Source organism: Brevundimonas mediterranea, assembly GCF_014196125.1.
In the GTDB taxonomy this organism is placed as follows: domain Bacteria; phylum Pseudomonadota; class Alphaproteobacteria; order Caulobacterales; family Caulobacteraceae; genus Brevundimonas; species Brevundimonas mediterranea.
Genome location: NZ_JACIDA010000001.1, coordinates 462,118 through 488,507, shown reverse-complemented (window position 1 = coordinate 488,507; position 26,390 = coordinate 462,118). Strand labels below are relative to the sequence as shown.

35 protein-coding genes are annotated in these 26,390 nt (G+C 67.1%); 5 read left to right on the top strand and 30 right to left on the bottom strand.

The genetic code is table 11. The features are described 5' to 3' along the window. Positions 1-171: 171 nt before the first annotated feature. The 14 genes from GGR11_RS02495 to GGR11_RS02430 all read right to left on the bottom strand — a co-directional run bounded on the left by GGR11_RS02495 (position 172) and on the right by GGR11_RS02430 (position 5,945). Positions 172-501 (bottom strand): hypothetical protein, encoded by a 330-nt coding sequence (locus GGR11_RS02495; RefSeq protein ID WP_183195251.1) that lies wholly within the window; start codon positions 499-501, stop codon positions 172-174. Beyond that, positions 498-755, bottom strand: coding sequence for a hypothetical protein (locus GGR11_RS02490; RefSeq protein WP_183195250.1), 258 nt, complete (start codon positions 753-755; stop codon positions 498-500). Before GGR11_RS02490 ends, GGR11_RS02495 begins: the two co-directional genes overlap by 4 nt. 19 nt (positions 756-774) lie before the next feature. Next, on the bottom strand, positions 775-1,125 hold the full coding sequence (locus GGR11_RS02485; RefSeq protein WP_183195249.1) for a hypothetical protein: 351 nt from the start codon (positions 1,123-1,125) through the stop codon (positions 775-777). 21 nt (positions 1,126-1,146) lie between these two features. Further along, positions 1,147-1,530, bottom strand: coding sequence for a hypothetical protein (locus GGR11_RS02480; RefSeq protein ID WP_008259273.1), 384 nt, complete (start codon positions 1,528-1,530; stop codon positions 1,147-1,149). 31 nt (positions 1,531-1,561) lie between these two features. Then, the gene (locus GGR11_RS02475) at positions 1,562-1,795 is read right to left on the bottom strand and encodes a RebB family R body protein (RefSeq protein ID WP_008262209.1); all 234 of its coding nucleotides are present in this window, start codon (positions 1,793-1,795) and stop codon (positions 1,562-1,564) included. Between the two features lie 19 nt (positions 1,796-1,814). Further along, positions 1,815-2,150, bottom strand: coding sequence for a RebB family R body protein (locus GGR11_RS02470; RefSeq protein ID WP_183195248.1), 336 nt, complete (start codon positions 2,148-2,150; stop codon positions 1,815-1,817). 3 nt (positions 2,151-2,153) lie between these two features. Then, a complete protein-coding gene (locus tag GGR11_RS02465; RefSeq protein WP_008260453.1) occupies positions 2,154-2,378 on the bottom strand; it encodes a RebB family R body protein in 225 nt (74 codons plus the stop codon). A gap of 27 nt (positions 2,379-2,405) precedes the next feature. Further along, the gene (locus GGR11_RS02460) at positions 2,406-2,741 is read right to left on the bottom strand and encodes a hypothetical protein (RefSeq protein WP_183195247.1); all 336 of its coding nucleotides are present in this window, start codon (positions 2,739-2,741) and stop codon (positions 2,406-2,408) included. Continuing rightward, complete coding sequence (locus GGR11_RS02455; RefSeq protein ID WP_035310418.1) at positions 2,738-3,103, bottom strand: RebB family R body protein; 366 nt, start codon at positions 3,101-3,103, stop codon at positions 2,738-2,740. The genes GGR11_RS02460 and GGR11_RS02455 overlap by 4 nt, the downstream gene beginning before the upstream one ends. A 73-nt stretch (positions 3,104-3,176) precedes the next feature. After that, entirely contained in the window at positions 3,177-3,500 is a 324-nt protein-coding gene (locus tag GGR11_RS02450; RefSeq protein ID WP_008259391.1) for a RebB family R body protein, read from the bottom strand. A gap of 41 nt (positions 3,501-3,541) precedes the next feature. After that, positions 3,542-3,880, bottom strand: coding sequence for a RebB family R body protein (locus GGR11_RS02445; RefSeq protein ID WP_008262254.1), 339 nt, complete (start codon positions 3,878-3,880; stop codon positions 3,542-3,544). Positions 3,881-4,073: 193 nt separating this feature from the next. Further along, positions 4,074-4,805: a DNA repair protein RecO gene (gene recO, locus GGR11_RS02440; protein ID WP_183195246.1), complete on the bottom strand. Its 732-nt coding sequence runs from the start codon at positions 4,803-4,805 to the stop codon at positions 4,074-4,076. After that, positions 4,805-5,317, bottom strand: a complete 513-nt coding sequence (locus GGR11_RS02435) for a nuclear transport factor 2 family protein (protein WP_246331497.1) — start codon at positions 5,315-5,317, stop codon at positions 4,805-4,807. Before GGR11_RS02435 ends, recO begins: the two co-directional genes overlap by 1 nt. Positions 5,318-5,327: 10 nt before the next feature. Then, positions 5,328-5,945, bottom strand: coding sequence for a flavodoxin family protein (locus GGR11_RS02430; RefSeq protein ID WP_183195245.1), 618 nt, complete (start codon positions 5,943-5,945; stop codon positions 5,328-5,330). A gap of 187 nt (positions 5,946-6,132) precedes the next feature. On the opposite strand from GGR11_RS02430, the gene scpC reads away from it, so the two are divergent. Beyond that, a complete protein-coding gene (gene scpC / locus GGR11_RS02425) occupies positions 6,133-7,644 on the top strand; it encodes a succinyl-CoA:acetate CoA-transferase ScpC (protein ID WP_183195244.1) in 1,512 nt (503 codons plus the stop codon). Positions 7,645-7,651: 7 nt separating this feature from the next. On the opposite strand, the gene GGR11_RS02420 is transcribed toward scpC, so the two are convergent. From GGR11_RS02420 to folK, 10 genes are all read right to left on the bottom strand, one after another. Beyond that, positions 7,652-8,887, bottom strand: a complete 1,236-nt coding sequence (locus GGR11_RS02420; protein ID WP_343051051.1) for a serine hydrolase domain-containing protein — start codon at positions 8,885-8,887, stop codon at positions 7,652-7,654. 15 nt (positions 8,888-8,902) lie between these two features. Continuing rightward, positions 8,903-9,850, bottom strand: a complete 948-nt coding sequence (era, locus tag GGR11_RS02415) for a GTPase Era (RefSeq protein WP_183195242.1) — start codon at positions 9,848-9,850, stop codon at positions 8,903-8,905. Continuing rightward, positions 9,847-10,557 (bottom strand): ribonuclease III, encoded by a 711-nt coding sequence (gene rnc / locus GGR11_RS02410; RefSeq protein ID WP_183195241.1) that lies wholly within the window; start codon positions 10,555-10,557, stop codon positions 9,847-9,849. Before rnc ends, era begins: the two co-directional genes overlap by 4 nt. After that, positions 10,557-11,522: a signal peptidase I gene (gene lepB, locus GGR11_RS02405; protein WP_230307628.1), complete on the bottom strand. Its 966-nt coding sequence runs from the start codon at positions 11,520-11,522 to the stop codon at positions 10,557-10,559. The genes rnc and lepB overlap by 1 nt, the downstream gene beginning before the upstream one ends. A 58-nt stretch (positions 11,523-11,580) precedes the next feature. Next, positions 11,581-11,982 (bottom strand): holo-ACP synthase, encoded by a 402-nt coding sequence (acpS, locus tag GGR11_RS02400; RefSeq protein ID WP_183195239.1) that lies wholly within the window; start codon positions 11,980-11,982, stop codon positions 11,581-11,583. Further along, complete coding sequence (locus GGR11_RS02395; protein ID WP_008264343.1) at positions 11,979-12,719, bottom strand: pyridoxine 5'-phosphate synthase; 741 nt, start codon at positions 12,717-12,719, stop codon at positions 11,979-11,981. Before GGR11_RS02395 ends, acpS begins: the two co-directional genes overlap by 4 nt. Before the next feature lie 24 nt (positions 12,720-12,743). After that, complete coding sequence (pyrE, locus tag GGR11_RS02390) at positions 12,744-13,328, bottom strand: orotate phosphoribosyltransferase (protein WP_008264313.1); 585 nt, start codon at positions 13,326-13,328, stop codon at positions 12,744-12,746. A 38-nt stretch (positions 13,329-13,366) separates the two neighbouring features. After that, positions 13,367-15,433, bottom strand: a complete 2,067-nt coding sequence (locus GGR11_RS02385; protein WP_183195238.1) for a RelA/SpoT family protein — start codon at positions 15,431-15,433, stop codon at positions 13,367-13,369. Between the two features lie 224 nt (positions 15,434-15,657). Continuing rightward, positions 15,658-16,017: a DNA-directed RNA polymerase subunit omega gene (rpoZ, locus tag GGR11_RS02380; RefSeq protein WP_008259724.1), complete on the bottom strand. Its 360-nt coding sequence runs from the start codon at positions 16,015-16,017 to the stop codon at positions 15,658-15,660. Between the two features lie 84 nt (positions 16,018-16,101). After that, positions 16,102-16,677, bottom strand: coding sequence for a 2-amino-4-hydroxy-6-hydroxymethyldihydropteridine diphosphokinase (folK, locus tag GGR11_RS02375; protein ID WP_183195237.1), 576 nt, complete (start codon positions 16,675-16,677; stop codon positions 16,102-16,104). Here folK and GGR11_RS02370 point away from each other — a divergent pair. Further along, the gene (locus GGR11_RS02370) at positions 16,676-17,218 is read left to right on the top strand and encodes a LabA-like NYN domain-containing protein (protein ID WP_183195236.1); all 543 of its coding nucleotides are present in this window, start codon (positions 16,676-16,678) and stop codon (positions 17,216-17,218) included. The genes folK and GGR11_RS02370 overlap by 2 nt on opposite strands. After that, positions 17,215-17,853 (top strand): uracil-DNA glycosylase, encoded by a 639-nt coding sequence (locus tag GGR11_RS02365; protein ID WP_183195235.1) that lies wholly within the window; start codon positions 17,215-17,217, stop codon positions 17,851-17,853. The genes GGR11_RS02370 and GGR11_RS02365 overlap by 4 nt, the downstream gene beginning before the upstream one ends. Positions 17,854-18,158: 305 nt before the next feature. On the opposite strand, the gene smpB is transcribed toward GGR11_RS02365, so the two are convergent. Both smpB and dapA read right to left on the bottom strand, forming a co-directional pair. Further along, positions 18,159-18,632, bottom strand: coding sequence for an SsrA-binding protein SmpB (smpB, locus tag GGR11_RS02360; protein ID WP_008259266.1), 474 nt, complete (start codon positions 18,630-18,632; stop codon positions 18,159-18,161). Further along, a complete protein-coding gene (dapA, locus tag GGR11_RS02355; protein ID WP_183195234.1) occupies positions 18,632-19,516 on the bottom strand; it encodes a 4-hydroxy-tetrahydrodipicolinate synthase in 885 nt (294 codons plus the stop codon). The genes smpB and dapA overlap by 1 nt, the downstream gene beginning before the upstream one ends. 125 nt (positions 19,517-19,641) lie before the next feature. Between dapA and GGR11_RS02350 the strand changes: the two genes are divergently transcribed. Continuing rightward, the gene (locus GGR11_RS02350) at positions 19,642-21,702 is read left to right on the top strand and encodes a lytic transglycosylase domain-containing protein (RefSeq protein ID WP_221205073.1); all 2,061 of its coding nucleotides are present in this window, start codon (positions 19,642-19,644) and stop codon (positions 21,700-21,702) included. On the opposite strand, the gene GGR11_RS02345 is transcribed toward GGR11_RS02350, so the two are convergent. Genes GGR11_RS02345 through GGR11_RS02330 form a run of 4 tightly spaced genes read right to left on the bottom strand, consistent with a single transcriptional unit; the run spans position 21,696 to position 24,860 of the window. Further along, complete coding sequence (locus GGR11_RS02345; RefSeq protein WP_183195232.1) at positions 21,696-22,451, bottom strand: ATP-binding cassette domain-containing protein; 756 nt, start codon at positions 22,449-22,451, stop codon at positions 21,696-21,698. The two genes, GGR11_RS02350 and GGR11_RS02345, sit on opposite strands and share 7 nt — an antisense overlap. Continuing rightward, the gene (locus tag GGR11_RS02340) at positions 22,448-23,437 is read right to left on the bottom strand and encodes a FecCD family ABC transporter permease (RefSeq protein WP_183195231.1); all 990 of its coding nucleotides are present in this window, start codon (positions 23,435-23,437) and stop codon (positions 22,448-22,450) included. Before GGR11_RS02340 ends, GGR11_RS02345 begins: the two co-directional genes overlap by 4 nt. Next, positions 23,434-24,195 (bottom strand): ABC transporter substrate-binding protein, encoded by a 762-nt coding sequence (locus GGR11_RS02335; protein ID WP_183196350.1) that lies wholly within the window; start codon positions 24,193-24,195, stop codon positions 23,434-23,436. The genes GGR11_RS02340 and GGR11_RS02335 overlap by 4 nt, the downstream gene beginning before the upstream one ends. Before the next feature lie 35 nt (positions 24,196-24,230). After that, positions 24,231-24,860 (bottom strand): TetR/AcrR family transcriptional regulator, encoded by a 630-nt coding sequence (locus GGR11_RS02330; protein WP_183195230.1) that lies wholly within the window; start codon positions 24,858-24,860, stop codon positions 24,231-24,233. Positions 24,861-24,991: 131 nt separating this feature from the next. Here GGR11_RS02330 and GGR11_RS02325 point away from each other — a divergent pair, with 131 nt between their 5' ends. Continuing rightward, positions 24,992-26,377, top strand: a complete 1,386-nt coding sequence (locus GGR11_RS02325; protein ID WP_183195229.1) for a glycosyltransferase family 2 protein — start codon at positions 24,992-24,994, stop codon at positions 26,375-26,377. Positions 26,378-26,390 lie beyond the last annotated feature (13 nt).

The window sequence follows — 26,390 nt, the reverse complement described above, 5'->3', positions numbered from 1 at the left end:
CCTACGCTTGGCCTGCAGAACCAACGGGGCGTATCGGTCGAGGTCTCGTCGCGATTCTGGACCGCCGACGTCGCATCAACCAGAGTTTGTAAAACCCCCGTTATAACTACTTAGACGGGTGTCTTTGCTTTTTGTGAAGCCGTTTGATGCGGTGCTGGAAAATACTGACGGCTACTGGCCGCCTGACGCCCCGTCAGTCGGCGCGGCAGCCGATGGCGATGCGGCGGTCCGTTCGATCATTGCGCAGATCGCGAGGTCCAACTGCCGCGTCACCTCGCGCGCGATGATCTTCTGCAAGGCCTCGACGATCTCGAGACTGACCTGGGCGGAAGGCCCCCTCGCCGCGCGCTGCATGTCCTCGGGCATGGCCGCCAGGCGTTGCTCGGCGACGGCCCGTTTCAACAGCTCGCGCTGATCGGCGAAACTGTCGACGACCGTGTGTTTCTGCTCCGATATGGAGTCATAGAGATGCCGCCCCGTCGCCCTTTGAGCATCCGTCATCGGGCGGATCCGTCTTCATCGGGCGGCAGCCCCAGAGCCCGCGTCAGCTGCGCCTGAAGCTGCTCGATCATGGCCTCGGTGAACTGGGGAATCGGCGTATCCGGCGGCGACTGAGCCGCCAGCAGCTCGGGCAGACGCGCGGCCGAGGTCCTGAAGACCTCGGCGACCATCCGGCGGGCCGCCACGACGATGGGATCCGCAGCCGGAACCTGCGACCCGGAGGCGGCCTCAGGCGTAGGAGAATCGTCTGTCATCAAACCCTCCTGTCCGGCCTCATTCCTTGTCGGAGCCGGCGGAGACGAACGAGATCTTCTCGACCAGCTCGCCGTCTTCGATATCGGTCAGCAGGCCGCGCGCCTTGACCATCAGCTTCGCCGCCCAGGGCGCATAGGGATCGGTCAGCAACGGCTCCTGCATCCGGTACAGGATGGCGACCATCGCCTCCGCCGCAGCACGCAGGTCCTGATATCTGGACTGGCTTTCCTCGAACCGTTCGGCCGAGGGCCTGTCCTCGGCGGCGTCTCTCCACCGCTCCGTCTCGCATCGCGTCTCCCATTCCAGCGTTTCCGCTTCCTGGACGACGGCCTCGGCGTCGCTCATCTTCGATAGGGTCAAACGGGACATGGCTGCTCCTTCTCTCTTCGACTAGTTTCTGGGAAAGGTCTTGACCGCCGTGGTGACGGATTCGGCCGCCAGGCCTGCCGCGATCGGCGCCGCGAACGAACTGACCAGGGCCATGGCGTAGGCGACAAGCGCCGGTTCGTTCATCCCGCCCGACGCCAGCATCATGGCCATGGCCTTGCCCTGGACGGTGGTGCTGATGGACAGCATGTTGCGCTGGTAATCGGCGGCGTCCTGCACCGACAGAGCCGCCGCCTGGGTGGCCTTGTCGTAGGCGATGGCGCCGCCGGCCGAGACGCGCGTCGAGGTCGAGGGCGTGCCCTGCTCGAGGGGCGCGAACCCCAGCGCCCAGTTCGTCGAGGTCTGAACGGCGTCCTTGATCTGGCTGTTGACGGTCGGTTCGGTCACGGCGCGAAAGCTCTCGTTTCAGATGAAGGCGCTATTTCTGCGCCGCGTTCATGATCATGGTGACGGCGCTGGAGGTGACGGCGTTGCCGATCTGCTGCAGCCCCCCTTGCGCCTGCTGGGCGTTCTGCATGGCCAGGGAAATCGAATGGGCCATGCTCTGATAGACCAGCGCCATCGATTGGGCCGGCGCTTCGCCCAGCACCTTGACGTTGGTCTGGGTGACCGCGTCGGTGACTTGCGAGTTGACGGGCGTGTCGGCGGCCATGGTTCAGATCCTGACAATTCTAGAGATTCAGCAGTTTGGCGGCGATAAGCAGCACAAGGGCGTTTTCGAGCGGGCTGGGCGTCGGCGGTCGGGCGGCGATCCGCGTGGTGGCGATGGCCGAGACCATGCTGCCCATCTCATAGACCTGCATCACGCCCTGGTTGGTGGCGGCCTGGGCGCAGATCGAGGCCTGGCGCTGGGCCTGGACCGCGTTCTCGAACACGATCGCCGTCGAATGGGCCGCGCTCTGGTAGATCGAGCCCATGGCGATCGTCGATGCGGCGCCCAGGACCATCAGGTTCTGCTGCGTCACCGCATCGGTGATCTGACTGTTCACGGCGGTCGGATAGGCCATGGTTCAGACCGCGATTTCGAGGATCTTGGCGATCAGGGCGCCGACGGCGGCGTTGTTAATCTGCTGCATGCCCCCCTGGGTCTGGCTGGCGTTCTCGACCGACAGGCTGGTGGCGTGCGCCACAGCCTGGACCGATACGGCCATGGCTTCCGCCGGCCCCTCGCCCAGCACCTTGACGTTGGTCTGGGTGACGGCGTCGGTGATCTGTGCGTTGACGGTGTCGCTCATGACGAAGCCTCCCCCTTTTCTTGATGCTCAGGTGACGACCGGCGCGCCGTAGAAGGCCGATGGCGCAGGCTCCTGACGAACTTGCGACACCGACCGCACGCCGACATCGGCGGTCCGGACCGTGCGAACCTGCTGCATGTCGGCCAGGCTGGTCGCCAGTTGCCGGATCTGCAGCGTCGACAGTTCCGCCGCATGCTGCGTCGAGGCGGCCAGGCGCGCAGCAAAGGCGTCCGCCGAGGCCATGATGGTGATCAGACCGGCGTTGCACACGCCGGCGCCGGCGCACAGCAGCAGGGCGTCGTCCCGACAGGCCGCAACGGCGAGCCCCTCTTCGGTTCTCAATCGCTTTTCCTCGCGTGTCATTCGAACGGCTCCTCACGACGCGGACCGATGTCCGGCCAAGGGATGACGGACGGCTTGTCCATCAGCGCCTGGACGCAGTTCATGGTCGCGACCATGCCCAGGATGTTGGTGGTCTGCTGGTTGGCGACGGCGTTGTGATACATCATCCCACTGGCCTGATTGGCGGCCACCAGGCTCTGCATCGCCGCGAAGCTGGGCCCCGAGCCGATGACGGTCAGCAGGGTGTTGGCGACCGATTCCGCCGTGGGGGCCGTCGCGGGGTTCTTGCTGAGCTCCAGCATGAGCTTCAGAATCTCCTCGAAGTCGCCGAGGGTCTGTGCGGATTTTTCCGCCGTCTTCTCGTTCATCTTCGCCTCGACCATGGTCGTCCTCCAGGGGGTGGTGCGGCGGGCGCCAGCCTCCCGCCGCAGCCGTCACGGATATCCAGGGGCGGCGTCAGGCCGCCGTGGCGCGCAGGGCCGTCAGCAGGGACAGCAGATTGTCAGGCGTGTCCGACTGGCTGATCTTGCTGGCCGCGACCGCGCCGGCCATGGTGTCGACGCTGTAGATCTGGATCACGCCCTGATTGGTCGCGGCCTGGCCGGCGATGGCCAGTTGCTGCTGCGAAGAGGCGGCGTTTTCGTAGAGAATGCCGGTGGAGTGGGCGAGCGACTGGTAAATCGCCCCCATGGCCATGGCCGGGGCGTCGCCCAGCACCTTGACGTTGGCCTGGGTGACGGCGTCGGTGATCATGCCGTTGACGGGTGTCGGAAGCGCCATGTCTCAAGTCCTTCTGTTTTGGGTTTTGCGGGACGGAAAAATCAGGAAACCGCGGCCGTGGGACCGACGGCGCGCAGGGCCGTCAGCAGAGCCATCATGTTGTCGGGCGTATCCGACTGGGCGATCTTCGATGTGGCGACCGCGCCGGCCATGGTGTCGACGCTGTAGATCTGGATCACGCCCTGATTGGTCGCGGCCTGGGCGGCGATCGCCAGCTGCTGCTGCGAGGAGGTCGCGTTCTCGTAAAGAATGCCGGTGGAGTGGGCGAGCGACTGATAGATCGCGCCCATGGCCATCGCCGGGGCGTCGCCAAGGACCTTCACGTTCGCCTGGGTGACGGCGTCGGTGATCTGACCGTTCACCGGGGTCGGAATAGCCATGGTTGTCTCCTTCCATTCGATTGAGGCCTCGGATGGAGGGTCGCGTGGCCCCGTTGAAAGTCGACCCCCACAACCATGACGCGCCATATCGCCTGGCGTGAATTCCCATGGTTGTTTTTCAAGGCGGGCTTGAAGAAGGGTTCAGGCGAACGTCGCGCCTCACGCTTGCGAGGCGTTGAACCAAGGCCGTCGCTTAAAGACGTCCGGTCTCGGCCAGCCGATCCAGCATCCAGACCCGCGCGGCCGGCAGGGGCTTGTTTTGTGGATGAAAGACGAACTGCTCCAGGAAATGCCCCGTCAGGTCGAATCCCGCCTTGACGTCCCCCTCGACCAGTCCCGCCTGCGCGCCCAGCATGAAGGGCGGCAGGGCCAGCATCTTGTCAGCATAGGGGGCGCCGGCCGCGCGGCTGACCGCCCGTCCGGTGCGAGGGCTGACATAGATCAGGTCGTCCGCCGTCCCGGTCGCCGCGCATTTCGACAGATCCAGCCCGAACCCCAGATCCTCCAGCAGTCCCGCCTCGAACCGCACGAAGATGGCCGGCCAGACATCCGGCAGGGCGAAGGCCCCCATCAGGGCTTCGAAGGCCAGGAAGACGCCGGGATGAGGCTCGCGCTCGGGCAGAGCGCCCTGGGCCACCCCCGCCGCCGCCGCTAGGCCGGTCAGGGCCAGGGCGTCGTCGAACAGGGCGCTGGGCCCCTCGCCCACCGGCTCCAGCCGAGCCCCACCCAGATGGTCCGACGTCCGCGCGCGATAGTCCGCCACCACCCGCGCCCCGGCCTGCAGAAAGGGTCGCATCTTGCGCGACGCCCCGCCCGCCACATAGGCCGCGCGTCGGCCATGGGTCTCGGTCAGCAGGTCCACCACGGCGCCGGTGTCGCCATGGCTCCGCGCCGACAGAACGAAGGCCTCTTCATGGAAATCCATCAGTCGGCAGCGGCGGACTTGATCACGTCCACGACCGCCCTGGCCTTGTCGTTCGGCACCGTGAAACTGAGCACATACTGTTCGATCTTCCAGACCTCGCCCGGCCCGGTCCGCCTCAGCAGCCCGGATCCCCGCAGTGCGCCATAACTGTCGTTGTCCAGCTTCTCATCGAACCAGGCGAAGTCGCCCGAGATGATCAGGGTCCGGTCATAGGGGCGATAGGTCCACCCCTGCCCCCGCGCGAATATCGGTTCCGCATAGGCCTTGAAGGCCGGAATGTCCCAATGCTCTGAGGCGTCGGTGCCGACGAAACGGGCCCCGTCGCTGAACTGGGCGAAATAGGTCGCGCCGTCCGCGTCCGCCGCCGCCTGGTGCATCCGGTCCAGGGTCGCCGCCGCCTCGTCCACCCCCCGCTGGGCGGCGATGCCGATACTGTCGTCCTGCGGGGGAACCATGGCCGCCAGCGGCGGCGCGGATTGAAGGACCAGGGCGGTGAACAGGGCGGCGATCATGTCGCCTGTTCTAGTCCTGTTCTCCGCTTTCGGGAACGGGGTAGGTGTCTGGTTTCAGCACTTTGGCCAAGGACAGCAGATTGCGCGCCGCGTTGCGCCCGACCCGATCCGAGTAGTCGTGTCCGTCGTCGGTCTCGACATAGTCCGGCCCCGGCCCTGGGCCCAGGTGCCAATAGGTCCAGCTCTGCGCCGCCATGGTGAACCCCATGTCGATCAGGGCCTGGGACACCGTCGCCACGATATGGTGGGCGCCGTCCTCGTTGCCGGTGATGACGATGCCGCCCACCTTGCCGAAGGCCACAGGCCGTCCGCTGTCGTCCGTCTCCTCGAACAGGGCGTCCATCCGCTCCAGCGCCCGCATGCAGACGCTGGACATCTGCCCGACCCAGGTCGGGGTGGCGAAGACGACGATATTGGCGGCCATGATCTTGTCATGCACGGCGGGCCAGTCGTCGCCCGCCCCCTGGTCCGTCTTCACGCCCGGCTTGATGTTCAGGTCGACCAGTCGAACCATCTCCACCTCGGCCCCGCCCTTCTCCAGTTCGTCGATCACCACCTGGGCGAGGGCTTCGGTGCTCGAGGTCTCCGGCGACGGCTTGAGCGTGCAGTTCAGAACAAGGGCTTTCATAGCGATCCTTCCTGGAGGTCTCTCGCTAACCAAATGATCCGTCTGGCGTTCCATCGGATCGTGAGGCTCATTTGACGGAGATCATGGACGCACCGTCCATCCTCGACCAAGGTCGAATGGATCGCCTTAGCGGCGCCGCCTAATCGAGACGCCCAGGCCCTCCCCGGCCGCAACCTTAAAGAGCTCCATGTCGCGCATCCGCAGCCAAGCCCTGCGTTCCAGGCTGATGTCCGCCCAGGACGCCGCCGCCCTGATCCCCGCAGGCTCCACCGTGGGCATGAGCGGCTTCACCGGCTCGGGCTATCCCAAGGCCGTCCCCGCCGCCCTGGCTACGCGGATCGAGGCCGCCCACGCCGCCGGCGACGCCTTCCGCCTCAACCTCTGGACCGGCGCCTCCACCGGCCCGGAACTGGACGGCGCCCTCGCCAAGGCCAACGGGATCGAACGCCGCCTGCCCTACAACTCTGACCCCATCGCGCGTGAGAAGATCAACTCGGGCCAGATGGACTATCTGGACATGCACCTCAGCCAGCTGGCGCCCATGGTCTGGCAGGGCGTCCTGGGCCCCCTGGACACCGCCGTGATCGAGGTCTCGGCCATCAACGCCGACGGCAGCCTGGTCCCCTCCTCCTCCATCGGCAACAACAAGACCTGGCTGGACCGGGCCGAGCGCGTGATCCTCGAGGTCAACGCCTGGCAGAATCCGGCGCTGGAGGGGATGCACGACATCTATTACGGCACGGCCTTGCCGCCCGACCGTGTGCCCATCCCCCTGACCCGGCCCGACCAGCTGATCGGCCAGCCGACCTTCCGCTGCGATCCGGACAAGATCGTCGCCGTCGTCGAGACCGAGGCCCCCGACCGCAACCTGCCCTTCGCCGCACCGGACGCCAACGCCCGCGCCATCGCCGGTCACCTGATCGAGTTCCTGAAACACGAGGTCCGGGTCGGCCGCCTGCCCGCCGCCCTGCTGCCGCTTCAGTCCGGCGTCGGCAATGTCGCCAACGCCGTCCTGGCGGGCCTGATGGACAGCCCGTTCGAACGGATGGCCGCCTATACGGAGGTGATCCAGGACGGGATGCTGGACCTGCTGGACGCCGGCAAGCTGACGGTCGCCTCGGCCACCGCCTTCTCCCTCAGTCCCGAGGCGGCGGCGGATATGAACAGTCGGATGGAGCAGTTCCGCGGCAAGATCATCCTGCGCCCGCAGGAAATCTCGAATCACCCCGAACTGATCCGCCGCCTGGGCTGTATCGCCATGAACGGCCTGATCGAGGCCGACATCTACGGCAACGTCAACTCGACCCAGGTCATGGGGTCACGCATCCAGAACGGCATCGGCGGCTCGGGCGACTTCTCGCGCAACGCCTTCATCTCGTGTTTCGTGACCCCTTCAACGGCCAAGGGCGGCGCCATCTCGGCCATCGTCCCCATGGCCAGCCACGTCGACCACATCACCCAGGACGTCCAGGTCATCGTCACCGAACAGGGCCTAGCCGACCTGCGCGGCCTGTCGCCGAAACAGCGCGCCAAGCTGATCATCGCCCACTGCGCCCACCCCAAATACCGCGATGCGCTGAACGACTATTACGACCGTGCGCTGAAGGGCTCCTACGGCCTCCAATCGCCGCATCTGCTGAACGAGGCCTTGTCCTGGCATCAGCGCTACATCGAAACAGGGTCGATGCTGCCGACCTGACGGCCGATCAGCGGGCCAGGGTCGTGGGGAAGTCCCGGCCCAAGGCCTCGGCCATGGCCTGCTGGCTGATCAGAAAGACCTGATCGCGGAGGTGATAGTTGTTCGACAGCACGATCACCGTCACATCGGCCTCGGGCTGATACAGCATCAGATTGCGGAACCCGCCCCAGCTGCCGGTATGATAGATCTGGCGATCCTGGAAACTGGGCCGGACCTGATCGCCCAGTCGGTTCGCAAAGACGCCGTATCCCCAGTCACGGCGCGGATGGCCGCGCTCCTTGGGCGTGTCGGCCGGGGCGTGGTCGGCCAGCATCTGCTGATAGCTGAACGGCTTCAGCAGCGCCCCCCGGTGCAGCGCCCTCTGCCAGACCAGCAGATCGTCCAGGGTAGAATAGACCGCCCCCGCCCCCGCGACGATGGAGGTGTTGGCGTTCGGCTGGGCCGCCAGTCCGGCCGGGAAGTTGGCGTAGCCCATGATCACACCATGGTCGCCGCCGTCCAGGTCCAGCCCGCTGTCCTTCATGCCCAGAGGACCAAAGAAGGTCTCGCGCATATAGGCTTGATAGGGCCGGCCGCTGGCCTTCTCGACGATGGCCGCCGCCAGGTTGAAGCCCGCATTGTCGTAACGGACCTTGGTTCCCGGCGCGAACTGCAGGCCGAACCGCTTCGAATCCTCGGTCAGCTCATCCAGGGTCGCCGGCGTCGTCCGCCGCATGCCCCAGCCCGGCCGCGCCATCAGGTCCGGGATGCCCGAGGTGTGCGACAACAGGTGGCTGATCCGCACCGACTCCCACGCCTTCGGACACGGCTGGATCCATTTGCAGACGGGGTCGGAGACGCTCAGCTTCCCCTCATCCTGAAGACGCAGAATGGCCGTCGCCGTGAACTGTTTGGAGATCGAGGCCAGCCGGAATCGGGAATCCAGCTTCAGCGGCCGGCCCTGCTCGTAGTTCGCCTCGCCATAGACCTGACGGAACAGGACCCGGTCGCCCTTGGCCACCAGAACCCCGCCCATGAACCGCCCGGCCGCGCCCTCACGCTCCAGCCGCGCCGCCAGTTGCGGCAGATCCTCGACTACGACCAGCGGCGGCCGCGGCGGCGTCTCGGGGCTGGTCGCCGCCCGCACCGCATCGCTGACGGGTTTGACCGACGTCGAAAAGCCCGCCCAGACCGCGCCGCCGAGGATCAGCGCCCCAAGGACGCCCAGAACGAGCCGGGGATGGCCCCCAGGGGTACGCGGCACTTCAAACACGGGAACTCAGACGTCGAAATCCAGACCGAACTGGGCGTAGAGCGCCCGTGAATCCTGCCACTTCGGATCAACCTTGACGGTCAGGAACAGGTGGACCTGGCGGCCGAGGATCTCGTTCAGCTCCTCGCGCGCCTTCTGGCCGATCCATTTCAGCGTCTGGCCGCCCTTGCCCAGGACGATGGGCCGCTGGCTCTCGCGCTCGACATAGATGGTCTGTTCGATCCGGGCCGAGCCGTCGGCGCGGTCCTCGAAACTGGTGGTCTCGACCGCCGCCGAATAGGGCAGTTCCTCGTGGACGCGCAGATAGACCTTCTCGCGCGTGATCTCGGCCGCCAGCACCCGCACGGGCACGTCCGCCGCCTGATCCTCGGGATAGAGCCAATGCCCCTGGGGCATCGACCGCGCCAGTCGCTGCTTCAGGTCCTCGACCCCGTCGCCGTTGGCGGCGGAGATCATATAGACCTCGTCGTACACGCCGCTCTCGAACAGTTTCTGCGACAGGGCCAGCAGGGTGTCGCGGCGCATGCCGTCGATCTTGTTCAGCGCCAGGATCACCTTCGTCCCCGTGGACTGAAGATTGGCGATGATGGTCTCGGTGTCCTCGGCCGAGCGACGGTCGGCCGCCGTGCCTTCACGGCCTTCCGAGTTGATGTGCGACTGGGCGTCGATCAGGTGGACGACCACGTCCGCGTCCTGTGCGCCGCCCCAGGCCGAGGCGACCATGGCCCGGTCCAGGCGACGGCGCGGGGTGAAGATGCCGGGGGTGTCCACCAGCACGATCTGGGCGTCGCCTTCCATGGCGATGCCGCGCACCGGGAACCGCGTCGTCTGCACCTTCTGGGTGACAATGGAGACCTTGGATCCGGTCAGCCGGTTCACCAGCGTCGACTTGCCGGCGTTCGGCGCGCCGATGATGGCGGCGAAGCCCGCGCGCTGGTTTTCGATATCGGTCAAATGACGCCTTCACGTTTGAGGAGAGCCGTTGCGGCCGCCTTCTCCGCCTCCTGACGCGAACGCCCCTGTGCGGTCAAGGGCTCCACGCCCTCGACGGACACCTGGACGGTGAATGTCGGCGCATGATCCGAACCCGTCCGATCCGCGATGCGATAGGTCGGCAGCGGCCGGCCCTTGGCTTGGGCCCACTCTTGCAGCGCCGACTTGGGGTTGGTCACGGTCCGCGACGGCGGGGCCGAAAACTCCTCCGCCCAGGCCTTGTCGAAAAAGATCCGCGCAGCTTCCAGACCGCCGTCCAGATAGACGGCCGCCAGGATGGCCTCGACCGCGTCGGCGATGACCCCGGCCTTGCGACGTCCCCCCGTCTTGGTCTCGCCCGGCGACAGCCGCAAGGCGGCGCCGACGCCCAGAGTCTCCCCCACGCGCGCGCAGGCGGTCTTATCGACTAGGGCGTGCAGGCTGGACGAGAGCTGGCCCTCGTTGGCGGTGGGATAGTCCCGCGACAGTTTCTCGGCCACCAGCAGGCCCAGCACCCGGTCGCCCAGAAACTCCAGCCGCTCGTTGTCGCGCGGACCGTGCACGCCCACCGGCGCGCCCTCGCCCACGCTGGCGTGGGTCAGGGCGCGTTCCAGCAAGGCCGCATCCCTAAAGGCATGACCAATGCGTGTCTGAAGCGCCGCGACCGCCTCGGCCCGTAGATTGGCCATCAGTGCAGGACGTTGAAGAACCGGTCGAGCCGCACGTTGAACCAGCTGACGGGGTTCCACAGCGACGATCCGGGCTTCCACGAGAACAGGATGATCTGCGCCTTGCCGACCAGGTTCTCGGCCGGGACCATGCCCACGCCGCTGGACTGTTCGACACGGCTGTCGATCGAGTTGTCGCGGTTGTCGCCCATCATGAAGTAGTGGCCGACCGGCACCTCATAGACCGGGGTGTCGTCCAGGTCGTTGCCGGGGCCGAAGTCCTGGGTCATGAAGCTCTTGCCTTCCGGCAGGGTCTCGCGGACCTCGGCGATCGGGTGCGCGCCGAAGATGTCGTCGATCTCGCCTTGGCTGACGACGACGTCCTGAACCGGCTTGTCGTTGATATACAGCTTGTTGGCGATCATCTGGATGCGATCGCCCGGCAGGCCGATGACCCGTTTGATGAAGTCGGTCTTGTCGTCGCGCGGCAGCTTGAACACCACGATATCGCCGCGCTTGGGCGCCGAACCCATGATGCGGCCGTCGAACAGCGGCGGGCTGAACGGGATCGAGTGTTTCGAATAGCCGTAGGACCATTTCGACACGACGATATAGTCGCCTTCGTACAGGTTCGGCTCCATCGAGGCCGACGGGATGGTGAAGGGCTGGAACAGGAAGATCCGCAGCACCATGGCGATCAACAGGGCGAAGAAGATCGTCTTCACGATCTCGACCGTTTCGTCACCTGCGCTCTGTTCGCCCTTGGCCTTCTTGGCGGGCTTGCGCGCATAGACCGGAGTCGTCGGCTCGTCCTCGAACGGCGCGTCCCCCTTGTCGCTCCAGACCGGGCGCTTTTCGGCGGCGGGATCCTTCACCGCCTCCACAGGCGCATCGGCCTCGGACGCGGCGAAGACTTCCTCCGGCGTGGCGTCGGTCGCGTTGGTCTGGGCAGCATCGGCGTCGTGCGGCTTCTGGTCTTCGCTCATGCGATCAAGCATCCCCTTGCCGCGTCTGCGCGGTCGTCTCGTGACGGGTATATCGCGATTACGACAGCGGCAAGGCTTCGATCACCACGAAGGCGAGTGCATAGGGGTGTTCATCGCTAAGGGTCAGGTGAATCCTCGCCTCATGACCCGCCGGCGTCAATCGCGCCAGATGGTCGGCGGCATGTCCCGTCAGGGCCAGGGTCGGCTGACCGGAGCGCAGGTTCACCACCCCCATGTCGCGCCAATAGACATCGGCTCGCATCCCGGTGCCCAGGGCCTTGGCGCAGGCCTCCTTGGCGGCGAACCGCTTGGCGTAACTCCAGGCGGCGTCAGGCTTGCGATCCGACCGCGTCCGCTCGATTTCGGTGAAACAGCGCTGCTTGAACCGCTCGCCGAACCGATCCAGCGAGGCCTGGATCCGGCGAATATCCGACAGGTCCGCGCCGACGCCGATGATCACAGGGCAGCGTCCATCGCCGCCCGCATACGTCGGATCGCGGAATCCAGGCCGACGAAGATGGACTCGCCGATCAGGAAATGGCCGATATTCAGCTCTCGAACTTCGGGGATCGCCAGCATGCGCGGCGCCGTATCGTAGTCCAGCCCATGGCCGGCATGGACCTCAAGCCCCAGGATGTCGGCCTGGGCGGCGGCGGCGGCGATCCGTTCGAACTCGACCTCCCGCTCGCCGGGATCGGTCAGCAGGCAGTAGCGGCCGGTGTGGAACTCCACCACCTGAGCGCCGACGGCGGCGGCGGCCTCGACCTGGTCTTCCGACGGTTCGATGAACAGGGACACCCGGATGCCCGCCTCGGCCAAGGCCTGAGCCACCGGCGCGATCCGCGCCTCATGCCCCGCCACGGCCAGACCGCCCTCGGTCGTGACCTCCTCGCGCCGTTCGGGCACCAGACAGGCGGCGTGGGGCCGATGGCGCAGGGCGATGGCCAGCATCTCCTCCGTCACCGCCATCTCGAAATTCAGGGGCTTGCCCGCCCGCGCGCACAGGGCGCTCAGAACATCGATGTCGGCGTCGGTGATATGGCGACGGTCCTCGCGCAGATGGGCCGTGATGCCGTCGGCGCCGGCGGCCAGCGCCGCCTCGGCGGCACGGGCCGGATCGGGATGCGTCCCGCCCCGCGCATTCCGCACGGTGGCGACATGATCGATGTTGACGCCCAGCCTGACCCGCTCACGCATCCCAGTTCCTCGCCAAACCGAACATCACTTCGAAAGTCTGCGGCTGCCGGGATCCTCGACCGGCAGAGCCGCCAATTCCGGCGGCAAGGCGTCGGCCGGATAGGCCGGCACTTCCAGCGAGGCCAGGGCGATCAGGGGCACGCCGACGTCCGCCTTGCCGCCCGACCGATCCACGATACAGGCGGCCGCGACCACTTCGCCTCCCGCAGCCTGGATGGCGGCGATGCATTCGCGCGACGACAGGCCCGTGGTGACGATGTCCTCGACCATCACAACCTTCTGCCCCGGCTCGACCGAGAACCCGCGCCGCAGCTTGAACTGCCCGCCTTCCCGCTCGACATACATCGAGGGCACGCCCAGGTGACGCGCGGTCTCATATCCCGGAATAATCCCGCCGACCGCCGGCGAAATGGCGACATCCACCGGCCCCACGGTCGCGACGATCTTGTCGGCCAGCGCCTTGCACAGGCGCTCACAGCGGTCCGTCTGCATGAAGACCAGGTTCTTCTGCAGGAAGACCGGGCTGTGCAGTCCGGAAGACAGGACGAAATGGCCTTCGCGCAGGGCGCCGGCGTCACGGAATTCGTTGAGGACGTCTTGGGTGTTCATGGCGCGGTCTTAGCGCCTCGAACCGTCGAGTCCAAGGCTCAGCCTCGACCGCGATCCACGTTGTCGACGGACGGATTGGCCCGCAGCGCCGCCATGAGCATGGTCGCGTGTTTGGCGTCCTCGACCTCGACGTCGATGGTCACATCGAAGAAATCCTGCTGGCGATAGGCCATGGACAGGTTGATGATATTGCCGCCCGCCTCGCCGATCAGGGTCGTCACCTGCCCCAGCACCCCCGGCGCGTTGCGAATGGTCGCATTCAGTCGAACCGCCGCCACGGCGTCTGTCTCGGCCTGGGGCGTCCACTGCAGGTCGTGCCAGACCGAGTCGTCATCGGCGAAGGCCGCCAGGGACTGGCAGTCGATCGTATGGACCGTCAGGCCGATCTCCGGCTCCAGAATGCCGACAATCCGATCGCCCGGCACCGGGGTGCAGCACTGACCGAAATGGACGCTGACGCCCGGCGTCAGTCCGCCGCCGCGCACGAACAGACGCGCGGTGTCGCTTTCGATCCGCTGTTTCTCGGGTCCGGCCTTCAGCCGCCCCTTCAAGGCCGGGAAAAGGGTCTCCGCCACCGCCGTCGGCGACAGACGGCCGCGGCCCAGGCTTTCGAACACATCATCATCGCCGGCGACCGCCAGGGTTTCCAGGATCGGCTTCAGCGACACCTCGGCCAGGGTCTTGTCGATCCGCGCCAGGGTCTGCTGCAGCGCCACCCGGCCCAATTTCACGAACTCCTCGCGTTCCGAGGTCCGAATGTGCCGACGGATGGCCGAGCGGGCCCGGCCGGTGACGGTCAGACTGCGCCAGTCGGCGGGCACTTCGCGTTTGGCCCCGCGGATGATCTCGATCACGTCGCCGTTCTGAAGCGGCGTCCGCATCGGCTTCAGTTCGCCGTTGACCTTCACCCCCACGGCCGTGTCCCCGACCTCGGTGTGGACGGCGTAGGCGAAGTCCAGCGGCATGCCGCCGCGCGGCAAGGTCACCAGCCGCCCCTTGGGGGTAAAGACGAACACCTGGTCCAGGTACATTTCGAGCTTGGCGTGTTCGACCCAGTCTTCCCCGCCCTCGCCGTGTTCGATCACCTGAACGAGATGGCGCAGGTTCTGCAGCGGGTCGCGTCCGCCACCCTTGGCCATGGCTTCATGGTCGAAGCCATAGGACTTGTTCTTGTAGCGCCAGTGGGCCGCCACCCCGTCTTCCGCCACGCGGTCCATCGCCTCGGTGCGGATCTGCATCTCGATCCGGAGGCCGCGCGGTCCGACCACGGTGGTGTGAAGCGAGCGATAGTTGTTCGACTTGGGCGTCGAGATGAAATCCTTGAACCGCTCCGGCACCATCGGCCATTCGCGGTGGATGACGCCCAGGGCGCGATAACAGTCGTCTTCCGCCTCGACGATGACCCGGAAACCATAGATGTCGGACAGGGACGAGAAGCCCACCGACTTGCGCTGCAGCTTACGCCAGATCGAATAGGGCGTCTTCTGCCGCCCGAACACATGGGCGCCGACGCCCGCCTCGGACAGCACCCGCTCGACCTCGCCGGACACGCCTTCGATGGCGCGACCGTGTTCCAGCTTCAACGCCTCCAGCCGCCGTTCGATGGCGGTCTTGGCGGTCGGATTCAGATGGGTGAAGGCCAGTTCTTCCAGCTCGGACGCGATCGAATGGATGCCGATCGACCGTCCCAGCGGGGCATAGACTTCCAGGGTCTCGCGGCTGATCCGCTCGCGCTTCTCCGGCTTGACGTACTGGAGGGTGCGCATGTTGTGCAGCCGGTCGGCCAGCTTGACCAGCAGCACCCGCACGTCCCGGCTGATCGCCAGGATGAATTTCCGCAGGTTCTCGGCCTGACGGGTGTGCTCCGCCTGAAGCTCCAGCCGGCTCAGCTTGGTCACGCCTTCGACCAGAACGGCGACCTCTTCGCCGAACATCTGGGCGATGTCGTCACGCGTCGCCGAGGTGTCCTCGACCACGTCGTGCAGCAGGGCCGTGACGATGGTGGCGGTGTCGAGCTTGTAGTCGGTCAGTATGCCCGCGACCTGAATCGGGTGGGCGAAATAGGGATCGCCCGAGGCCCGCATCTGCGAGCCGTGCATCTTCATCGCATAGACATAGGCGCGGTTCAGCAGCGCTTCGTCGGCGGTCGGGTCATAGGCCTTGACGGCCTCGATCAGCTCGAACTGACGAAGAACCGGCGCACGCTTGATGGCGGGCGCCGGTTCTGCAGTCGTCGAAACAGGGTCGTTTTTGTTTGCAGTTTGGGGCGCCGGCGGAACCGTCTCGGTCCGCGCCGGCAGGATAGTGACGCCAGGGGCTCCCTCGGGCGTCAGTACCGCTCCTCCTGACCGCCGTCGCGGTCGCTTTGCAGCGCGCGGATCAGCTCGGCCTCGGCCATGTTCATGTGTTGCGGTTCGGCCAGCAGGGCGACGGTTTCGGCCTCGTCCTCGGCTTCGGTGCGCTCATCGACGCGTTGCAGCGTGGTGATGATGGTCTCGCGCAGTTCATCCGGCACGACGGTGTCGTCGGCGATTTCGCGCAGGGCCACGACCGGGTTCTTGTCGTTGTCGCGGTCGATCGTCAGGGCGGCGCCATTGGCGATGCTGCGGGCGCGGTGGCCGGCCATCAGCACCAGACCAAAGCGGTTCGGTACCTTTTCGATGCAGTCTTCGACGGTGACGCGGGCCATGAAATTCCTCGAACGCGGGGGAGAACCGCGTGAAATACAGATAGGGACTGACTTTTGCAACGCCAGAGCGGCGAAAGTGCGGCCTCAGACCGGATGGGCGTCGCGCCCCACCGTCGCCGAAGCCGCCAGGGCCTGGGCCAGCCCGCCGTGGGGATGGACCCAGTCCGGCGCGATCTCGGCAATCGGCCCCATCACGAAGCGGCGCTCGGCCGCGCGGGGGTGCGGCAGGATCAGTCCGTCCAGATCGCCGCTTAGCCGCCCATAGGCGATCAGGTCCAGATCCAGCGTGCGCGGGGCGTTGCGGACCGACCGCTGACGGCCGAAGACATCCTCGATCCGCCCCAGGGCCGCCATCAGGTCGTGGGGGTCATGGCGCGTGGCGACGATGACCACCCCGTTCAGGAACGGCGGGTCCTGCGGATCGGGCCAAGCCATGGACGACCACCACGACGACCGAGCCACCACATCGATGCCCTCGCTGCGAAAACGCGCCAAGGCGGCGTCCAGCGCCTCGCGGCAGGAGGCCCAGACCCCCTTGTCATTACAGCCCAGCGCCACGATGACTGCGGCGTCCAGATCGGGGGCGCCGTCGATTCCCACATCGACTGCGGCGTCCGGCCGGGCGCCATTTTCTTCATTCCTTTTGACGGCCTCGACCATGTTTCATTCCACCGACCGCCTGGCGATCTTCATCGACGGCTCGAACCTCTATTCCGCCGCCCGCGCCTTGCAGCACGATATGGACTTCAAGCGGATGCTGGACTGGTTCCGCGAGAAATCCGTCCTGACGCGCGCCTATTATTACACGGCGGTGGTCGAGGGCGAAGAGTTCTCGCCGGTGAAGCCTCTGGTGGACTGGCTGGACTACAACGGCTTTTCGGTCGTGACCAAGCCGGTGAAGCGGTTCACCGACGGTCAAGGCCACAGCCGCATCAAGGGGAATATGGATATCGAGATCGCGGTGGACATGCTGGAGCTAGCCCCGCACCTAGATCATGTCGTGCTGTTTTCGGGCGACGGCGATTTCCGACGGCTGGTCCAGGCGGTCCAGGCCCGGGGCGTGCGCGTCACCGTGGTCTCGACCCAGAAGACCCAGCCGCCGCATATTGCCGATGAACTGCGCCGCCAAGCCGACGCCTTCCTCGACCTGAACGACCTGATGGCCGAGTTCGGCCGCCCCAAGACGGGCGCCGGTCAATGATCCTGAGGCCCGAGCCCCCCCGCGACTGCCCCCTGTGCCCGCGCCTGGTCGAGTATCGCCAGGAGAACGCGCGCCAGAACCCCGACTGGTGGAACGGCCCCGCCCCGTCCTTCGGCGATCCGAACGCCCGACTGCTGGTCGCGGGTCTCGCGCCCGGCCGCACCGGCGCCAATCGCACGGGGCGGCCCTTCACCGGCGATCACGCCGGCTGGCTGCTGTACGACACCCTGAAAAAGGCCGGCTTCGCCCACGGCCATTATGATCCGAACGGCGACGACGACCTGACCCTGGTCGACTGCATGATCACCAACGCGGTCCGCTGCGCGCCGCCCGGCAACAAGCCGCTGCCGATCGAAGAGACGACCTGCCGCCCCTTCCTGATCGACCGCCTGGCCTTGCTGCCCAATCTGAAGGTGATCGTGACCCTGGGCGACGTCTCTCGCCGCAACATCCTCAAGGCTTTCGGCCGGCCGGCCTCGGCCATGCCGGCCGGCCACGGCGCCGAGGGCGAGGCCGGCGGATACGTCATCCTGAACTCGTATCACTGCTCCCGACTGAACACGAACACGGGCCGGCTGACCCCCGCCATGTTCGAGGCGGTGTTCGACCGGGCGCGCGAGATCATCGCCCGCTAACCCTCTCCTGTTGCTCGCGTGTCGCACGACTCTGCCATGCTGAAATAAGGCGGAACAGAGGCGAGCGTTCGGCGTTCGTCTCCCAGCGGGAGGCTGGACGATGCGACGCACTGACGGATTATTCACGCGACGCGAGCGCAGAATCGCGATCCTGGCCGCGATCCTCGTGATTGTGATCACGGCCCTGGCCCTGATCACAGGCGGCCTTTTCCATCCGTCCACAGGGACCGGAGGCGCGGGCGGCTATGGTTTCGCTGATCTGCCGGGCGTCACGGACGCCCGGCCGCTAGGGTAGTGCTCGGACCTCAGCCCTTGTCGCGCATCAGACGGGCCTTGTCGCGCTGCCAATCCCGTTCGGCCGAGGCTTCGCGCTTGTCGTGCAGCTTCTTGCCCTTGGCCAAAGCGATCTCCAGCTTCGCCTTGCCCGCGTCGTTCAGATACAGCTTCAGCGGAATGATCGTCTGACCGTCGCGCTGCACCGCCCCGATCAACCGGTCGATCTGCTTCCTGTGCAGCAGCAGTTTGCGGGGTCGGCGCGGCTCGTGATTGAAGCGGTTCGCCTGCTTGTAGGGCGGGATGTCGGCGTTGATCAGGACGATCTCGCGCCCCTCCACCGCCGCATAGCTTTCGGCGATATTGGCCCGTCCGTCCCGCAGCGCCTTGATCTCGGTGCCGAGCAGTTGAATGCCCGCCTCGATATTGTCCTCAAGGAAATAGTCGAACCGCGCGCGGCGGTTCTCGGCGATGACCTTGGACTTCGACTGCGGCTGCGGCGCCATCAGACGACGCCCGCATCCGCCATGGCGCGGTCGATCAGCGGCTTGACTGCGTCAGCGGTCGGCGACAGCGGCAGGCGCGCCTCCTCGCTGCACAGGCCCAACCGAGCCAGGGCGTATTTGGTCGGCGCCGGAGAATTGTCGAGGAACAGCGCCTTGCACAGGCCGATCAGTCGATTCTGCCAGTCGCGGGCGGTGGCGTAATCGCCGGCCGCCGCCGCATTGTGCAGGGCGACCATGGCCTCGGGCGCGACATTGGACGCCACCGAGATCAGTCCGACCCCGCCATGGGCGTGATAACCCAGATAGCTCGAATCATCGCCCGAGATCAGGTCGAACTGGCCGCCGATGTTGGCGCGCATCCAGCTGACGCGACCCATGTCGCCGGTGGCGTCCTTGACGCCGACGATGTTCGGATGCGCGGCCAGTCGCGCCACCGTCTCATTGGCCAGATCGGCCCCTGTCCGCGGCGGCACGTTGTAGAGCAGAATCGGCAACTGGACGGCGTCGGCGATGGCCTCGAAATGCGCCGCCATGCCCGCCTGCGAGGGGCGGATGTAATAGGGGGTGACGATCAAGGCTCCATCGGCCCCCACCGCCTTGGCGTGGCGGGTCAGGTCGATGGCTTCCTTGGTGTAGGGCGATCCTGTGCCGGCGATGACGCTGACGCGTCCCGCCACCAGCCGCACGCACAGGTCGATCACATGCTTGTGCTCGTCCAGGTCCATGCTTGCGCCCTCGCCTGTCGTCCCGACGGGCACCAGCCCGCTGACGCCTGCGGCGATCTGTCTTTCGATGAGCGTGGCGAATGCGGCTTCGTCCACGTTTCCGTCATGAAGTGGTGTGATCAGGGCGGTGATCACGCCCTTGAACAAGGGGGCGGTCATGGGACTAGCTAGCCTGCGTGGGGAGGGGCGATGGACGGATGTCCAGAACCTCTGTCTTGAGAGCGCGGGACGTTAGGTCGCCAGCGGCCTCGCCGCAACCGGGATGAATGAGAACAGGAAATATCATGATCGCGACCAGTCTGGCTGCGGCCCTCGCCGTCATCGCCCCGACCCCGCAGGACGCCCTTCCCGGCCAACCTGTTCCCTATTCCGCCGTTTCACAATCCGTGCCGGGTTACAGCCCCACCTATCAGGGCCGCGTGCTCGATGACCAGGACACGGCCCTGTTCCGTCAGGGCCTGGCGGCGGCGCGGGCGCGCGACATACCCGGCGCCCAGGCTGCGATCTCGCAGATGCGCGACCCTACTGCGCGCAAGCTGATCGAGTGGGCCCTGATCGACACCTCGGGCGAACAACTCTCCTACGCCGAACTCGCCCAGGGCCAGACGGCCTTGAAGGGCTGGCCGCGCGCCGAATCACGTCGCGCCGCCGCAGAATCGGTTCTGGACCGCGTCGGCGCCACGCCGGACGCCGTCATGGCCCTCTTCTCCGACCACCCGCCCGAAACCGTACAAGGCGCCATCGCCAACGCCTCGGCGCTCGAACAGCGCGGACGTCACCGCGAGGCCCGCGCCCTAATTCGCGACTGGTGGCGGACCCGATCCTTCGACGCCGAGCCGCAATCGCGCATCCTCGCGCGCTGGGGCGGCGAACTGACCCCGGCCGATCACGAAGCGCGGCTGAACATGTTGCTGCTCGGTCCGCACGGCCCGGCGACGCGCGCCATGCTCGATCTTGTCTCGCCGGAACGGGCGGCCGTCGCCAATGCGGTCATGAGCCTGCGCACCGCCTACAGCCCGGACGCCGTGGTCGCCGCCCTGACGCCCGCCCAGGCCGCCGATCCGGTGGTGACGCTGGAACGGGTGCGAATCCTGCGCTCTCAGAACCGCCAGTCGGAAGCCTTCCCGCTGCTCGCCAATCTGCCGCCCGCCCCGGCCCATTCGGCCGGCGAGAACACCCTGTGGACCGAGCGCCGCAACTATTATCTCGACGCCCTGCAGCAGGGAAACTGGCGCGCCGCCTATGACGCCATGAACGGCCACGGCTTCACCGCCGGCGACCGGATGGTGGACGCGGAGTTCTTCGCCGGCTGGGTCGCCCTGACCAAGTTGAACCAGCCCGAGGTCGCCGCCCGCCATTTCGAGGCCCTGCGCACCGCCTCCTCGACCCCGATCACCCAGGGTCGGGCCTATTACTGGCTGGGCCGGGCGGCCGAGGCGCGGGGCGAGCGCGACGCCGCACTCGGCTATTACCGCAACGGCGCCCAGCATTGGCAGACCTTCTACGGTCAGCTGGCGGCGGAAAAGGCGGGCATGACGAGCCTGCAATTGCCGGGAGAGCCTGCGCCGACCCAGGCCGACATCGCCCGATTCGAGGCCAATGAGCTTGTTCGCGCCACGCGAATCCTGGGCGAGACCGGCGAGACAAGCCTGCTGCGGGTCTTCGCCTATCAGCTCGACAACGACCTGCCGACCATCGAGGATCTGGCCCTGCTGATGGACCTGACCCGCAGCTATGGCGAAGGCTTCACCGCCATGATGGTCGGCCGCGCCGCCAGCCAGCGCGGCTTCGTCCTGCCCGAACGCATGTATCCGATCCGCATCCCGCCCCAGGTCGCAGGCGCCGCGCCGCTGGAGTTCACCCAGGCCATCACCCGCCAGGAATCCAGCTTCGATCCGCGCGCCCGCTCCGGCGCCGATGCACGCGGCATGATGCAGTTCCTGCCCGCCACGGGTTCGGGCGTCGCCCGTCGCCTGGGCATGGGCTTCTCGGCCGAACAGCTGTGGGATCCAGACTACAACATGACCCTGGGCAGCTATCACCTGGGCGAGCTGATGGCCGCCAACAACGGCTCCATGCTGCTGGCGACGGTCGGCTACAACGCCGGCCCGGCCCGGCCGAACCAGTGGATCGCCCGCTGCGGCGACCCGCGCGGCGATTCCAATGCGGCCATCGACTTCATCGAATGCGCGCCCTTCACCGAGACGCGCAACTATATGATGCGGGTGATGGAGAATATGGCGGTCTACAAGGCCCGGCTGAACGGGGGATCGGCCCCGCTGACGACCTCGGCCGACATCGCGCGCGGCGCGGCCGCCGGTCCCCGTCCCTACGCCGCCTACTGAACCCGGCGGGCCGCCAGCAGCGGCCCGTCCGGCCCCTCGATCCAGGTCCCGTCCAGGCCGAAGACCTGGCGCAACACGGGTTGCGCCAGGGCGTCCAGGGGCGCGGCGTCGGCGACGATGCGTCCGCCGTCCAGCACGACCACCCGGTCCGCGAAGGCGGCGGCCAGGGTCAGATCGTGCAGGCTGACCAGCACCCCGGCGGCGGCTCTAGACCGCGCCCGCAGTTGCTCCAGCACCAGTCGCTGAGCGTCCGGGTCCAGACCCGCCGTCGGCTCGTCGGCCAGCAGAAGCGGCGCATCGACCACCAGGGCCCGCGCCAGCAGAACCCGCGCCCGCTCGCCGCCCGACATTTCGGCCACGCCTCGATCCGCCAGATGGCCAGCCCCGACGGCCAGCAGCGCCTCTTTGGCCCGATCCAGAGCCGCCTCTCCCGCGAGGAAGGGCGCGCCCAGGGCGGACACCTCAACCGCAGGCAGATTCCAGGCGATCCGCCGCTCCTGCGGCAGATAGGACAGGCGTTCGGCTCTCTGACGCGGCGATAGACGGCTGATGTCGTCGTCGCCCAGTCGCACCCTGCCGCTCTCCACCGCCAGCAGCCCCGCCGCCGCCCGGATGACGCTGCTCTTGCCCGCGCCGTTCGGACCGCACAGGGCCACGACTTCTCCGGCCGAGACGGTCAGGCTGACCCCATCCAGCACCCGCTCACGCCCGATCCTGGCCCGGACGGCGTTCAACGACAACAGGCTCACAGCCGCCACTCCCGCGCCGCGCGCCAGGCGATCAGGGCGAACAGGGGTGCACCGATCAGGGCGGTGAACACCCCCAGCTTCAGTTCCTGATCCGTCGGCGTCAGCCGCGCCAGCAGGTCGGCGACCACAAGCATCAGCCCCCCCGCCAGGGCCGAGGGCGCCAGGATCCGCCCCGGATCGCCCCGCACCGCCGCCCGCACCAGATGGGGCGCCGCCAGACCGACGAAGCCGATCACGCCCGCCACCGCCACCGCCGCCCCCGTCGCCACCGCCGCCGCGATCAGGGCGAAGGCGCGAACCCGTCCCATGGACAGGCCCGACGCGGCGGCCCCCTCGTCGCCCAGGGTCAGCATCCGCAGCCCTCCCGCCGACAGACCGGCGAAGACCGCCGCGACGACCACCGCGGGCGTGACCCAGGCTACATCGACCCAGCTACGGTTCTGCACCGACCCCAGCAGCCAGGACATGACCTCGGCCTGGGCGATGGGCGACGGCGACAGGTTGAAGATCAAGGCCGTGGCCGCCCCGGCGAAACTGGACAGAGCCACGCCGAACAGGATCAGAGCCTCCGGCGCCCGCATCAGGCCCGAGGCCGCGATCAACAGCCCGCCCGCCGCCGCCGCCCCGACCAGGGCGGACATCTCGACCACGCCCGTCACCCCGGCGCCGCCCAGGACGATGGCCAGGGCCGCCCCCAGGGCCGCCGTCGCCGACACCCCCAGAACACCGGGATCCGCCAGCGGATTACGCAACAACCCCTGCATCACCGCCCCGGCCAGACCCAGCGCGGCCCCGACCATCAAGGCGCAGACCGCACGCGGCGCACGGACCTGCCACAAGACCTCCCAAGGCCCCGACGTCGGATCGCTGAAGGCTGCTGCATACTGGGCGCCGTCAAATCCCGTCTCACCGATCATCACCGCCGCCGCCAGGGCTGCGACGATGACAAGTCCCAAGATCAGGCAAAGCCGCACCGTCCGGCTCATGGCCGCCCTCGCGCCATCATCTCGACCCCGTCAGCGGCGAACCAGGCGGGACAGGTCAGCACCGCCGCCGGCAGTTTCGCCGCCGTCCGTCCCTGGGCCGCGCGCCGCACCACCGGATGCCGGCCCGGTCCGCGCCAGTCGGCCCGCAACTGATCGAAGAAGCCCAGCACGAACCGGATCGGCGGCTCCATGGCGATCCGCTCGACGCTGATCACGCCGAACCCCGGCGGCGCCGTCAGATTGCGAAACCCGGCGGCGCGCATCATGGCGTCCATCAGGGTGCCGGGCCCGGAAGTGAACCCGCCTGAAGTTAGATATACCGCGCCCGGCCGGGTCCTGTCAGGCGCCGCCGCACGGTCCAGCTTGGCCTGCATGGTCTGCTCCAACCGCGCGCCGCGCTCGACCTGGCCCAGTTCCTTGGCCGTCGTGCGGATATTGGCGCGCACCCCGTCCAGATCGGTCGCGTCCGCGATGGTGACGACCTTGACGCCCCGCATTTCCAGGGCGTTCAACAGACGGGGTTCTCCGCCCCAATAGCGCACGACCACATCCGGCCTGAACCCCACCGCGGCCTCCAGCGTCGGCCGCAGACGCCGGTGACCGGCGGCCTCGCGCCTCAACCAAGCGTCGGGATCGTCGGCGCGCGGCGACAGGGCCAGATCGGCGTCCGGCGCCAGGGCCAGCACATACTGATCGGCGCACTGGTCCAGAGCCATGACCCGCAGAGGACGCGCCTGCGCACCCTGGGCGACGGCCATGGCCGCGACCGCCGCCGCCAGCCCCCAAGGGCGGTTCACGATTTCAGCAGGCCGGAAAAGACGGCGTCCAGCGTGGTCTTCACCAGCGCCTCGCGTTCCGCCCAAGGGAAATAGGGTTTGGTGATCATCAGGGACACGACGCCATGGGCCGAGGCCCAGATCGCTTGGGCGATCGTGCGTGGATCCCCTTCCATCCGCCCTGCGGCCACGGTTTCACCGACCAGGGTCTCGAAGGCCGCAAAGACCCCCGCCCCCAGTTCCTGTGACAGGCTCTGCGCGCCGTCCCGCGCCTCGACAGGACGGGTCAGATAGATCAGGCGATAGGCGTTCGGATTGGCGAATCCGAAATCCACGTAGACCTCGATCATGCGCCGAAGGCGAACCTCGGGCGGCCCATCGAGAGCGGACAGGGATTCAGCCGCCGTGATCAGCTCACCGAACGCATGGCGGCAGATTTCCTGCAGGATCGCGCCCTTGTCGGAGAAATGCATATAGAGGGCGGTCGAAGACAGGCCGACCTCGTCGGCGATCTTGCGGATCGTCGCCCCTTCATAGCCGCACTCGACGAAGATGCGTTCGGCCGCAGCGAGGATCTCGCCACGCCGTGAATGGCCCTCGCCCTTGGGTTTGCGACTGGAACGCGAGGATGGCGAAACAACGGGCAACGGCGACTCCGGATCTTGCCCGCCCTGAATAGCGACAATCTGTCATCGACGCCAATCGCCGCCTCGAAGAACAAGGTTGCGGGAAATGAGTATTTCTAGTTGTGTTGCGCCGGGCGCGGGGGCGAACGGACATGACGACGAGGGATGCGGCGCAGATCGGCGCGGTGCGACGAACGCCGACCTGGGGACAAGCGATCATCATCGCGATCCTGGCGACGGCGCTTGTCGCCGCAGGGATTGTTTGGCCCCGCTCGACCCTTTCGGTGTCGCTCATCGGGATTCAGATGGGCTTCGTCGCCTCGGCCCTGTGGCGCGCGGCCTTGGTCATCGCCAGTCTTCGTCCCCTTCCCCCGCCGTCCAAGCCGCCCCGGTGGCCGCGCTACACTATTCTGGCCGCTCTTCATGACGAGGCGGCCGTCGTGCCGCAGCTTATCCAGCGCCTGTCCAAAATTGACTATCCAAGGCGTCAACTCGAAGGCTTTCTCGTGCTGGAAGCCCACGATCAGGCCACCATAAGTGCGGCCAAGGCTGCGCGCCGGCCGAGCTGGCTTCGAATTCTTGTGGTCCCCCCGGGCGCGCCCCAAACCAAGCCCCGCGCTCTGAACCACGCCTTGTCCTTTGCGACAGGCGAACTGCTCACCATCTACGACGCCGAAGATGAACCCGATCCCGGCCAATTGCGCGAGGCGGCTTCGCGTTTTGCTGACCAACCGCGATTGGGGTGCCTTCAAGCGCCCTTGCGGATTCGCCGGCGCAACGCCGAACTCTCGACCTTCCTCGACCGCCAGTTCGCCTTCGAATACGCCGCCCTGTTCGAGGTCAACCTGCCCGGCATGGCGAAGCTGAACCTGCCCTTCCCCCTGGGCGGCACCAGCAATCACCTGCGGACCGCCGCCCTTCGTCGGGTCGGGGGCTGGGATGCCTATAATGTCACGGAGGACGCGGATCTGGGCTTCAAGCTCTGGTCTGCGGGATGGCGGCTGGGGGTGCTCGAAAGCCCGACCAGGGAAGCGCCGCCGGGGGCGCTGCAACGCTGGCTGCCGCAACGCACCCGTTGGCTGAAAGGCTATATGCAGACCTGGGGCGTCCACACGCGTGCGCCTCGGGCCCTGGGCCGGCGCGGTCAGTTGTCGCTGGCCATGACACTGGGTGCAGCCATCGTCTCGGCGGCTTCTCACGCGCCCACCCTGGCCTGGCTCATTGCGGCCCTGATGGTCGCCCTTCACGTCGGCATGGCCCCGACCGTGCCCTTGGCGTCCTTGGCCGTCCTGACCGTGGGCGTCATCGCCGCATGGATGGGCTGTGCGGCGGGCGCAAAACGGGCCGGGCTGGACTATAGGCTGACCGACATGCTGGCCGCCCCGGCCTATTGGTCCCTGCTCAGCCTGGCCTTCGTCCATGCCCTTTGGCGGCTGATCGTCGCCCCCTATGCGTGGGACAAGACGGCGCATGACGCCGAGATAGACGCCGAATGCGCGCCCCTCATGACGCTGGACGCTGGACGCGAGGCCGCCTGACCGCCTATCAGCC